Here is an 11,436-nt window from a genome sequence, read left to right on the forward strand (position 1 = left end):
GGGGAGAGCGGGTTGTGGGCGATGATCGAACGCAAGTTGCCGGGCTGGCGCCCGGCATTGCGCTATCGCTTGGGCAGGTCGAAGTGGGTCCAGGGCACGACGGGCAAATAGTGCTGGGCGGCCACGATCACCGCTACCATCACCACCAGGAACACGGCTTGCCATGGGCTCCAGAATGCCCAATGCAGGCCATTGAGCCAGGGGTAGCCTTCGCTGAACTTCTGGCTCATCTGGCCGATGCGCTTTTTGTGCAGCAGGTTGATCAGGATCATGCCGGCATAGGTGACCATGCCCAACACCCCCAGCATCAACCCGCAGGCCACCAGCATGATTGCCTGCGGTACGCCGTGGCGAATCACCAGCCAATATTGGTTGGGGTTCAGGCGCTTGGGGATCAGGTACTGGCTCAGCCACAGGTCCTGAACCCGGTAGACGGAGCTCATCCCGGCCCACATTTGAGTGACGCGAAAGCCGATCCCGGCCGGCACGAACGCCAGCAGCAGGAAGATGATCACCGCCGTCAGGTTCAGTGATTTCGTCTCTGTGTGGGCAATGCTCAGGCCGATGCCCAGTGCGAACACCGCCCACAACCGGATAAATACCTGGGTGTAGATCGGCCGCGGCACGAATTTGCGCCAGAAGAACAGGTCGGTGTGGGGCAGGCGTTCGGCCAGTTGCGGGTAGCGCCAGGTCAACACCTGCGCCAGGTGCTGGCAGGCGTTCCACTCGTTTTCGCCAAAGGTGTCGATGATGCGTTTTTGCTGCGTGGCCGACAGCGGGGTCAGCAACAGGCGCGCGGCCAACGCATCGGCAGCGTTGCGTCGCAAGTCCTGGGCCTTTTCTTGCAGGTTGGCGTAGAAGCTTTCCTGCTCGCAGCGCGACACCAGTTCACGCCACATCCACGCCGGTTCCGGGTACACGCCTTTCTGGTCGTCCCAGCCGAAGGCCTGGCACACACGTTCGAACAGCGGGACGCTCCATTGGGTGTTATGCAGCAGATGCAGGAGGATGCGTTGCCACTGCTGTTGCAGGTCGAACACCCGCAGCCACGACTGGTTGTTGCAGTGAGTGAGCTGGGTGATGAACTCGCGCTCGGCCTTTTGCTCCAGCAGTTCCTGCAGGGCGCGGCGGTAGTCTTGCAACAGTTCGCCGGTCAGCGCTTCATGCTGCCAGGGGGTCATGGCCACCTGTTGCCATGGGGTCAGCCAGTCCAGATGCTGCGCCGCCCACCCGGCGATTGCACTGCGCTCACCCGGCACGTCGAAACAATGGCGCAGCAGACCCGCCTGGAACGCGTCGGCGCAGCCCTGTTGCCGCGCTTGGGCCCAGCGCTCATCGAGGTTGCCGATGGTGAGTCCACTGAGCAAGGCCTGCGCCGGGTTGGGCGCGGGCGCGTCGAAGGGCGCCGGACTCACGGGGCGCACGTCCATCCGTTCGGCCAGGTCGCCGAGGTTGTCGTGGGCCTGTTCGACCCGCGGCGCCTCGACGCTTTGCTCTGCCTCGTCGTCGGCTCGCCAGCGCGCCTCGTTCAAGGCTTGCTCGTAGGCTTCGCGCAGGCGTTGGAAGCCTGCGGCGTCGTCGTCCGGGCGGCAGCTTTTGAGCAACCGCGCATAGGTGCGCTTGATGGTGCGCTCGTCGGCATCTTCCGGCAGTTGCAATACGGCCCAACACTCCATGTGCTTTTCCCTCAGCGCCAGAACCCGTTGTCGAGCTGCTCAAGTTGACGGGTCAGTTCGCTGCGTGCCTCACGGATGCGGCGTTCGTCCTGGGTATCGAGCACCTGCTGGAATTGCGCGGCCCAGTGGCCGAGCTGCTCGCGCAGATCGCCGAGGCTTTCCTGGTAGAGCCGTTCAAGGCGCGCGGTGAGCACGGTGTTGACCTGTTGGTCGCGCGGGTGAACCTTCAACTGCGCCAGGGCTTGCAGGCGTTGCTGGATTTCCTGCGGGTTCAGCACGCCGGGGTTGTTCTCGATCACCAACGAATGTTGCTCGCCGGTCAGCGGGATATTCACCTGGGCTTCCAGCAGGCCGTTGTTGTCATAGGTGAAACGTACATCCAGCGCGACTTCACCGGCCTTGCGCTTGGGCACCGGAATCTCCAGCTGGCCCAGCTCGATGTTGTCTTTGACCAGGCGACTTTCGCCCTGGTAGATCTTCAGCAGGACGCGGGTCTGGTCATCGTGCAGGGTAAACACGCTTTTGACCCGACTCACCGGCACGCTGCTGTTGCGTTCGATCAACGGCAGGTAATGGCCGCTTTCGATATGGCCGCCGTACTGGTTCGAGGTTTCGATGCCCAGGGTGTAGGGGCACACATCGGTCAGCACCACTTCTTCAAGCGCAGCGGAACGCGCCTTGAGCGCCGCCTGGATCGCCGCGCCGTGGGCGACCACCTGGTCGGGGTCAAGGCTGATGGACGGGAAGCGCCCGAACAGTCCGGCGGCGAGTTTGCGCACCAGCGGCATGCGCGTGGTGCCGCCCACCAGCAGGATTTCATCGAGGTCGCCGACGCGAATCCGTGCATCGCGCAAGGCGCGTTCAATGGGCGCGCGCAGGCGTTCGAGCAGCGGCGTGTAGAGTTTGGCCAGTTCCTGTTGGGTGATTGTCTTGACCCATTGCTGGCCGTCGACGCGCAGGGTGAAGTCGGCGCTGTCGTCCTGGCCCAGGGCTTTGCGCACGCGCTCGGCCTCGCGGCGCAGGGCTTGCAGCACGCTGCTGGTGGGTGGGAAACCCGCGGCGGTGCGCTGGCTGTCGACGAAGTGTTCCAGCAACAGGGTGTCGAAGTCTTCGCCCCCGAGGAAGTTGTCACCGGCGCTGGCGCGCACTTCCATCACACCGTCGAACAGTTCGATGATCGACACGTCAAAGGTGCCGCCGCCGAGGTCGAACACCAGGAACGAGGTCTCCTTGTCGCGCTGATGCAGACCGTAGGCGAGGGCGGCGGCGGTGGGTTCGTTGATCAGTTTTTCGACGTTGAGCCCGGCCAGCTCACCGGCGATGCGCGTGGCCTTGCGCTGGCCGTCGCTGAAGTAGGCGGGCACGCTGATCACGGCTTCGGTGACGGTATGGCCGTAGGTGCGTTCGATGTCTTCCTTGAGGCTTTTGAGCACCAGCGCCGAGAGTTCTTCGGGGCGGAACGAACGATCGCCCAGGCGCACTTCGGTGGCGCTGCCCATGTAGCGTTTGAACAGCGATGTGGTCAGGTGCGGGTGGGTATGCAGACGCTCTTTGGCAGCCTGGCCGACCAGCACGCGACCCTGATCATCCAGCCCTACCACGCTTGGCGTGAGCAACTGGCCCAGGGCATTGGGCACCAGTTCGGCGGCATCGCCACGCCAGACGGCCGCGAGGCTGTTGGTGGTCCCCAGGTCGATTCCTACGATCATTACGACAAGCTCCCTCTGTGGTCTGTAAGAATCTGTGACCAATTTTACCCCGAAAAGTTAAGGGGAAAGCAAGGCGCTTAATTCGTCAGGTTCAGGTGTTCCGGCGTGGGTGTCTACTGTCAGGGTTGACAGTAGATGGCCGGAGTTACGGGGGGTAGTGTCGAGATGGCAGCAGTCTATTGATGCGTGTAACGGAGACTCACTCATGAGCTTTGGATCGGAGATGGGGATGCACTTGACACCCCGGAATATATTTAGCGCGGATTTGAACAATGGAGATGGAAAGAGAATTTCCGTCGAGTTCGACAAGGTTGAGCTGATCTATAAGGAGAATTCAGAATTTTCGATAAAGTTAGGTTTCAAGGATAACCCTAGTTCGAAAAATGAACTGACTCTGCGGGCAACAACGTTGAGAGCAGGCCAGACCTATCCGATTGGACCACAAGATCCAGGCATCAAGGCCGCTTTTGCCTTGGAAGAATACATCGGATACTTTCCCGCGGACTATACAGGCGCCTTGACGGTTGAGCGCCTTGACTGCAGAGGCGGCCAGATAGATATACGCCTGCACTTTTCAATCTACTTTGAGTCGCGTGACATGGGAACGATAGACGTTGTTTGCCATGTCCTTGAGTTTACATCCTTGCTGACGGACAAAGGCGCAGCAGAAGGCCTGTTCGTCTATACACCTCGCGCTGTCGATGAGGATGTCCCCAGTATTTGCTGGATCAGGGTAACGGGTGATGACCATGTTGAAGATCTTAATCTCAGTAAGATTAACTTTTTGCTCTTCCCGGACGATACTTATTCTATAAAGTGCACGCCGCCTGATGACAGTGACCGAGCGACTCTCACGTTTCGAGGGGGCGGGTTGAAATCTGATACCAACTATCCGATCACAGGGCCTGATGGGGAGCCTGGTAGTGTCGAGGTTTACTTTTACTTGAACCCTGAGTTCGAGCGCGTTTCAGATCCCAAGGGTACGTTGCGGGTCAGGTATGCCGGGGATTCAAATGAGGGGTTTTGGTTTAACGGCTCCTTTAATTTCTCACTCATTGTCTACGACCCGCAAGGGAACCCAATCAATTATGAAATTGCGGGCTATACCTTCCAGGCTCAAGCGAGTCACGTTGGCATGAAACCTTAGCCTGAGCCTGTGCTTTTCAAGTGGGGCCTTTTAGCCGGTCAACCTGTTGCAGCCGGACGTTGTGAATAAATGGCGATGCATAAAAAAACCGCTTCCTGGCCTGGAAGCGGTTTTTTGTTTACAGCGCTGCTATCAGAACAACTTCAGCTCTGGCGCCTGCTCTTTCTGTGGCTCGTTCCGTGCGGTCTGCTCGTTCCAGCCGCCGCCGAGGGCCTTGTACAGGTTGACCTCGGCGGTCAGCTGCGCCAGGCGGTCGGTGATCAGCGATTGCTGGGCACTGAACAGTTGGCGCTGGGCGTCGAGGAAGGTCAGGTTGCTGTCGACCCCGATGCGGTAGCGGCGCTCGGCCAGGCGGTAGTAATCCTGGTTGGCCGCGACGAAGCCACGCTGGGCATCCAGTTGCTGCTTGTAGGTCTCACGCGCGGCGAGGCCGTCGGAAACTTCCTGGAAGCCGGTCTGGATAGCCTTCTCGTAGTTGGCCACGTTGATCTCTTTCTGGATCTTCGAGTAGTCCAGGCTGGCGCGCAGGCTACCGGCGTTGAAGATCGGGATGTTGATCTGCGGCGCGAACGACCAGGTGCCCGAGCCGCCCTTGAACAGGCCGCCCAGTGTCGGGCTGGCGGTGCCGGCGCTGGCCGTCAGGCTGATGCTCGGGAAGAACGCGGCACGGGCCGCGCCGATGTTGGCGTTGGCCGCCTTGAGGTTGTACTCGGCCTGCACGATGTCGGGGCGACGTTGCAACAGGTCCGACGGCAACCCGGCCGGCACTTCACTGAGCAGGTCATCCGACAGCGGCTTGCTGGCGATATTGGCCGGCAGGCCAGTGCCCAGCAGCAGGGTCAGGCTGTTTTCGTCCTGGGCCACCTGACGGGTATAGCGCGCCAGGGCGACCCGGGCGTTTTCCACCGAGGTACGCGCCTGGCTCAGGTCGAGGGCCGAGGCCACGCCGACTTCGTTGCTGCGCGAGGTCAGCTTGAAGCTCTGTTCGTAAGCGCCCAGGGTGTCCTGGGTGAGCTTGAGCAGTTCCTTGTCCGCCTGCCAGGTCAGATAGGCGTTGGCCACACTGGCTACCAGGCTGATCTGGGTGCTGCGCCGCGCTTCTTCAGTGGCGAAGTACTTTTGCAGTGCTTCTTCACTCAGGCTGCGCACGCGGCCGAACAGGTCCAGCTCGTAGGAACTGATCCCCAGGCCCGCCGAGTACTGGCTGGCGATGGTCGCCTGACCGGACTGCGACAGCTTGGCCGGCGTACGCGAACGACTGCCGTTGCCCGTGGCCGAGACGGCCGGGAACAGGTCGGCGCGCTGGATCTGGTACTGCGCGGCATACGCGTCGATGTTGAGGGCCGCGACACGCAGGTCGCGGTTGTTCACCAGCGCGGTCTGGATCAGCTGTTGCAGTGCGGGGTCATGGAAAAACTGCTTCCAGCCCTGCTCGGTGGCGGTCTGGTTCGGCGCCTGGGCCGACGAATACGCCGGGCCTTGCGGGAACTGCGCCGCCACCGGCGCTTCGGGGCGCTGATAGTCAGGTATCAGCGAGCAGCCACTGAGCACGAATGCCGTGACGGCTAAGGAAAGTAGCGACTTGCTCATTGGCCAGCCTCTTTAGGAGTGTGCTTGGGTTCAGTCTGTTTACGCTCGCCTGCGGCGGACACGGTTGCAAAGAACAGTGGCACCCAGAAGATTGCCAGGACAGTGGCCGTGATCATACCGCCAATCACGCCGGTACCGATGGCGTGCTGGCTGCCGGAACCGGCGCCCGAGGAGATCGCCAGCGGCAGTACGCCGAGCACGAACGCCATGGAGGTCATGATGATCGGGCGCAGACGCATGCGGGATGCTTCGATGGCCGACTCGACGATGCCTTTGCCTTGTTCATGCAGTTCTTTGGCGAACTCGACGATCAGGATGGCGTTTTTCGCCGCCAGGCCCACCGTCACCAACAAGCCCACCTGGAAGAACACGTCGTTGGACAGGCCGCGCAGGCTGGTGGCGATCAACGCACCCACCACACCCAACGGCACTACCAGTACCACCGCGATCGGGATCGACCAGCTTTCGTACAGCGCCGCGAGACACAGGAACACCACCAGCAGCGACAGGGCATACAGCGCAGGCGCCTGGGAGCCGGACAGACGTTCCTCGTACGACAGACCCGTCCAGGCATAGCCCACGCCCGCCGGCAATTGCTTGGCGATGCGTTCGACTTCGGCCATGGCATCACCGGTACTGTAGCCCGGTGCCGGGGTACCGAGGATTTCCATCGCCGCAACACCGTTGTAGCGCGAGAGCTTGGGCGAACCGTAGATCCACTTGCCCGAAGAAATGGCCGACAGGGGCACCATCTTCCCGGAGTCGCTGCGTACGAACCACTTGTTCAGGTCTTCCGGGGACATCCGGCTGGCGGCGTCGCCCTGCACGTACACTTTCTTCACACGGCCACGGTCGATGAAGTCGTTGACGTAGCTGCCACCCAGGGCAATCGCCAGGGTCTGGTTGATGCTCGACAGCGTAATGCCTTGGGCACTGGCCTTCTCGTCGTCGACGGTGAGTTCGTACTGCGGCTCATCGTTCACGCCGTTGGGGCGCACACCGGCCAGGATCTTGCTCTGGGCGGCCATGCCGAGGAACTGGTTGCGCGCTTGCATCAGTTTTTCGTGGCCGACACCGCCCTGGTCCTGCAGGAACACGTCGAAGCCGGTGGCGTTACCCAATTCCAGAACCGAAGGCGGCACGATGGCAAAGACCATGGCGTCCTTGAAGGCCCCGAAGAAGTAACCCTGGGCACGCTTGGCCACTTCGAATACCGACTGCGAAGCGTCGCGCTCATCCCATGGCTTGAGCATCACGAACGCAAGGCCCGAGCTCTGGCCGCGACCGGCGAAGTTGAAGCCGTTGACGGTAAACACCGATTTCACGGCCTTGCCCTCTCCGGGTTCGCCTTCCTTGTCGTTGAGCAGGAAAGCACGCATGTCGTCGATGACTTTTTGCGTACGTTCAGCCGAAGAACCGACCGGGGTCTGTACCTGGGCGAAGATCACACCCTGGTCTTCCTCGGGCAGGAACGCGCTTGGAATGCGGGTGAACAGCCAGATCATGCCGACAAAGATGATCAGGTACACAAAGAACGCCGGGTACTTGTGCTTGATCATGTTGCCCACGCCGCGCTCGTAGCTGATAACGCCACGGTCGAAGGTGCGGTTGAACCAGCCGAAGAAACCACGCTTGGGTTGGCCGTGCTTCTCAGGGTCGATCGGCTTGAGCATGGTGGCGCACAAGGCCGGGGTGAAGATCAGGGCAACCAGTACCGACAGCGCCATGGCCGAAACGATGGTGATGGAGAACTGTTTGTAGATCACACCGGTGGAACCACCGAAGAACGCCATCGGCAGCAATACCGCCGACAGTACCAGCGCAATACCCACCAGGGCGCCCTGGATCTGGCCCATGGACTTGACCGTGGCTTCTTTGGGCGACAGGTGCTCCTCGGCCATCACCCGCTCGACGTTTTCCACCACCACGATGGCATCGTCCACCAGCAAGCCGATGGCCAGGATCATGCCGAACATGGTCAGGGTGTTGATGGTGAAACCGAACGCTGCCAGGATCCCGAAGGTACCCAGCAATACCACCGGTACCGTCATGGTGGTGATGATGGTGGCGCGGAAGTTCTGCAGGAACAGGAACATCACCAGGAACACCAGCACGATCGCTTCGACCAGGGTGTGTACCACGCCGGAGATCGATTCGGTCACCACCGGTGTGGTGTCATACGGCACCACGGCTTTCATGCCTGGCGGGAAGAACGGCTCCAGGGACGCCACGGTGGCCCGGATGGCCTTGGCGGTGTCCAGGGCGTTGGCGCCCGAGGCCAGTTTGATCGCCATGCCCGAAGCCGGCTTGCCGTTGAACTGCGCACTGATGCTGTAGTTCTGGCCGCCCAGTTCGATACGCGAGATGTCACGCAGGCGAACCTGCGAGCCATCGGCGTTGACCTTCATCAGGATCTTGCCGAACTCTTCTGCGGTTTGCAGGCGAGTCTTGCCGATGATGGTTGCGTTCAACTGGGTGCCGGGCAGGGCGGGCAGGCCACCCAATTGGCCGGTGGCCACCTGCACGTTCTGCGCGGAAATGGCGGTGCTGACGTCGACCGGTGTCAACTGGTAGTTGTTCAGCTTGGCCGGGTCCAGCCAGATACGCATGGCGTACTGCGAACCGAATACCTGAAAGTCACCGACACCCGCTGTACGGGAAATCGGGTCCTGGATGTTGGACACGATGTAGTTGGACAGGTCGTCCTTGGTCATGCTGCCGTCTTCCGACACCAGACCGATCACCATCAGGAAGTTCTTCACCGACTTGGTCACGCGGATACCCTGCTGCTGCACTTCTTGAGGCAGCAGTGGGGTCGCCAGGTTCAGCTTGTTCTGCACCTGGACCTGGGCGATGTCCGGGTTGGTACCCTGGTTGAACGTCGCGGTGATGGTCATGCTGCCGTCGGAGTTACTGTCCGAGGCGACATAACGCAGGTTGTCGATACCGTTGAGCTGTTGCTCGATGACCTGCACCACGGTGTCCTGCACGGTTTGTGCGGACGCGCCTGGGTAGGTCACCTGGATATCAATAGCGGTCGGCGCGATGGCCGGGTACTGGTTGATGGGCAACTTCAGGATCGACAGTGTCCCGACCAGCATGATCACCAGGGCAATTACCCAGGCGAAAATGGGACGGTCGATAAAAAATTTCGACATGGGTTATTCCCCTTTGCCAGCAGCGGCAGCAGGAGCGGAACCGGCGGGCTTGGCGTTGTCAGCGTCCTTGACCTTGACTTCGATGCCCGGCTTGATGAACTGCAGGCCTTCGGTGATCACACGGTCGCCGGCATCCAGGCCTTTTTCCACCAGCCAGTAGGCGCCGTCGGTGCGGTTGGCCACCAGGGTGCGTTGCTCGACCTTGTTGTCCTTGGTCACCACCAGCGCCGTCGGAATGCCCTTGATGTCGCGGGTCACGCCTTGCTGCGGTGCCAGGATGGCCTTGCTGTTCACACCGGCTTGCAACTGGGCGTGTACGAACATGCCCGGCAACAGGTTGTGGTCAGGGTTGGGGAACACGGCGCGCAGGGTCACCGAACCGGTGGTTTGGTCGACCGACACTTCGGAGAACTCCAGCTTGCCTTCCTGGCCGTAGTCGCTGCCATCTTCCAGGGTCAGCTTGACCTTGGCGGCATTGGCGCCGGCTTTTTCCAGCTGGCCGCTTTCCAGGTCGCGGCGCAGTTTGAGCATTTCAGCGGACGACTGCGTCACATCGACGTAGATCGGGTCCAGTTGCTGGATCACCGCCATGGCATCGGCCTGGCCATTGCTGACCAGCGCGCCTTCGGTCACCGAAGAACGGCCGATACGCCCGGAGATCGGCGCGAACACTTTGGTGTAACGCACGTTGATCTGGGCCGTTTGAACGTTTGCTTCGGCGGTCATGCGGTTGGCGACGGCGGTGTCGTATTCCTGGCGGCTGACGGCTTGTTCATCGACCAACTGCTTGTAGCGGTCGGTGATGGACTTGGTCTGGGTCAGGGTGGCTTGTGCGCTTTTCAGGGTCGCGTCGTACACCGACGGGTCGATCTGATAAAGCTGCTGGCCTTCCTTCACGTCCGCGCCTTCTTTGAACAGGCGCTTGAGAATGATGCCATTGACCTGTGGGCGAACTTCCGCGATGCGGTAGGCGGTGGTGCGGCCTGGCAGCTCGGATGTCAGGGTATAGGCTTGCGGTTGAATGGTGACCACGCCGACCTGAGGGATTTGAGCGGGCGGAGCCGCTTCTTCCTTTTTACATCCGCTGAGCAGCGATGCCAGGGCGACGGCAGTGACCAGAGCGGTAACAGCTGGCTTAAGTTGCATGAAGATCCTCGGGTCAGGCGCGCAGGGTGCGCACAAGAAGTGTGGAAGGGTAAAAAACAAACGGCGAGTAGATAAGTAGCTTGCTACGCAATATACTTACGTTCATGGTTGTTTGTAAACTCTTGACAGGTTTCGCGCAATGTTGACAAAGCAACGTTCGAAACCTCGATTTCATTACGTTCGGCACCCATGACGGTGTTCGCCCCACAAAATTCTCTGATGATCGTTAACGTCTATTAACGCTGCGTTAACGATAGTCTCAAGTGTCCTGATTGAGGTTGTACTGCCATGGTTCGTCGCACCAAAGAGGAAGCTCAGGAAACGCGCAGCCAAATTCTCGATGCCGCCGAGCACGCTTTTTACGAGCGCGGCGTTGCGCGGACTACGTTGGCGGATATCGCCGCGTTGGCCGGTGTGACGCGGGGCGCCATCTACTGGCACTTCAGCAATAAATCCGATCTGCTGCAGGCGCTGCTCGATACCTTGCATGAGCCGCTGGATGAGTTGGCCAGGGCCAGCGAAAGCGAGGATGAGCTCGACCCGCTGGGCTGCATGCGCAAGCTGCTGATTCATCTGTTTCATCAAGTGGCCCTGGACCCGAAAACCCGGCGCATCAACGAGATTTTGTTTCATAAGTGCGAATTCACCGATGAAATGTGTGACATGCGCCGCCAGCGCCAGACCCACAGCCTGGAATGCAACCTGCGCATCGGCCTGACACTGCGTAACGCGGTCCATCGCGGACAGCTTCCGGAAAATCTCGACACTACCCGCGCCGCCGTGTGCATTCATGCCTACATCAACGGGCTGATCGGTCAATGGTTGCTGGTACCCGACAGCTTCCAGTTGCACCAGGAAGCCGAACGCTGGGTGGACGCGGGGCTCGATATGCTGCGCTTGAGCCCCAGCCTGCGCAATTGAGACAAAATGCGTAATTGCATCAGGTTGTGTCAACAGTAAAGCCCAAGGACAGTCAATCGTCCTTCTGCCTGATAGGTGGGGTGACTTTA

7 protein-coding genes are annotated in these 11,436 nt (G+C 60.5%); 2 read left to right on the forward strand and 5 right to left on the reverse strand.

Translation table 11 applies throughout. The annotated features are described in order from the left end of the window. Positions 1-62: 62 nt before the first annotated feature. Both V6M90_RS15870 and V6M90_RS15875 read right to left on the reverse strand, forming a co-directional pair. Entirely contained in the window at positions 63-1,676 is a 1,614-nt protein-coding gene (locus V6M90_RS15870; RefSeq protein WP_332846754.1) for a J domain-containing protein, read from the reverse strand. 11 nt (positions 1,677-1,687) lie between these two features. Further along, positions 1,688-3,385 carry a molecular chaperone HscC gene (locus tag V6M90_RS15875; RefSeq protein ID WP_078823567.1) on the reverse strand — a complete coding sequence of 566 codons (1,698 nt, stop codon included), beginning with the start codon at positions 3,383-3,385 and terminating at the stop codon, positions 1,688-1,690. Between the two features lie 205 nt (positions 3,386-3,590). On the opposite strand from V6M90_RS15875, the gene V6M90_RS15880 reads away from it, so the two are divergent. Beyond that, a complete protein-coding gene (locus tag V6M90_RS15880) occupies positions 3,591-4,532 on the forward strand; it encodes a hypothetical protein (protein ID WP_332846755.1) in 942 nt (313 codons plus the stop codon). Between the two features lie 132 nt (positions 4,533-4,664). Here the strand turns inward: V6M90_RS15880 and adeC are convergent, their stop codons facing one another. Genes adeC through V6M90_RS15895 form a run of 3 tightly spaced genes read right to left on the reverse strand, consistent with a single transcriptional unit; the run spans position 4,665 to position 10,426 of the window. Then, on the reverse strand, positions 4,665-6,122 hold the full coding sequence (gene adeC, locus V6M90_RS15885) for an AdeC/AdeK/OprM family multidrug efflux complex outer membrane factor (protein ID WP_332846756.1): 1,458 nt from the start codon (positions 6,120-6,122) through the stop codon (positions 4,665-4,667). Then, complete coding sequence (locus tag V6M90_RS15890) at positions 6,119-9,280, reverse strand: efflux RND transporter permease subunit (RefSeq protein ID WP_078823568.1); 3,162 nt, start codon at positions 9,278-9,280, stop codon at positions 6,119-6,121. The genes adeC and V6M90_RS15890 overlap by 4 nt, the downstream gene beginning before the upstream one ends. A gap of 3 nt (positions 9,281-9,283) precedes the next feature. Further along, positions 9,284-10,426 (reverse strand): efflux RND transporter periplasmic adaptor subunit, encoded by a 1,143-nt coding sequence (locus V6M90_RS15895; RefSeq protein ID WP_003172408.1) that lies wholly within the window; start codon positions 10,424-10,426, stop codon positions 9,284-9,286. A 288-nt stretch (positions 10,427-10,714) separates the two neighbouring features. Between V6M90_RS15895 and V6M90_RS15900 the strand changes: the two genes are divergently transcribed. Then, positions 10,715-11,347 (forward strand): TetR family transcriptional regulator, encoded by a 633-nt coding sequence (locus V6M90_RS15900; protein WP_003172409.1) that lies wholly within the window; start codon positions 10,715-10,717, stop codon positions 11,345-11,347. The last annotated feature ends 89 nt before the right edge of the window (positions 11,348-11,436 follow it).

Source organism: Pseudomonas lactucae (assembly GCF_036688725.1).
GTDB classification, from domain to species: Bacteria; Pseudomonadota; Gammaproteobacteria; order Pseudomonadales; family Pseudomonadaceae; genus Aquipseudomonas; species Aquipseudomonas lactucae.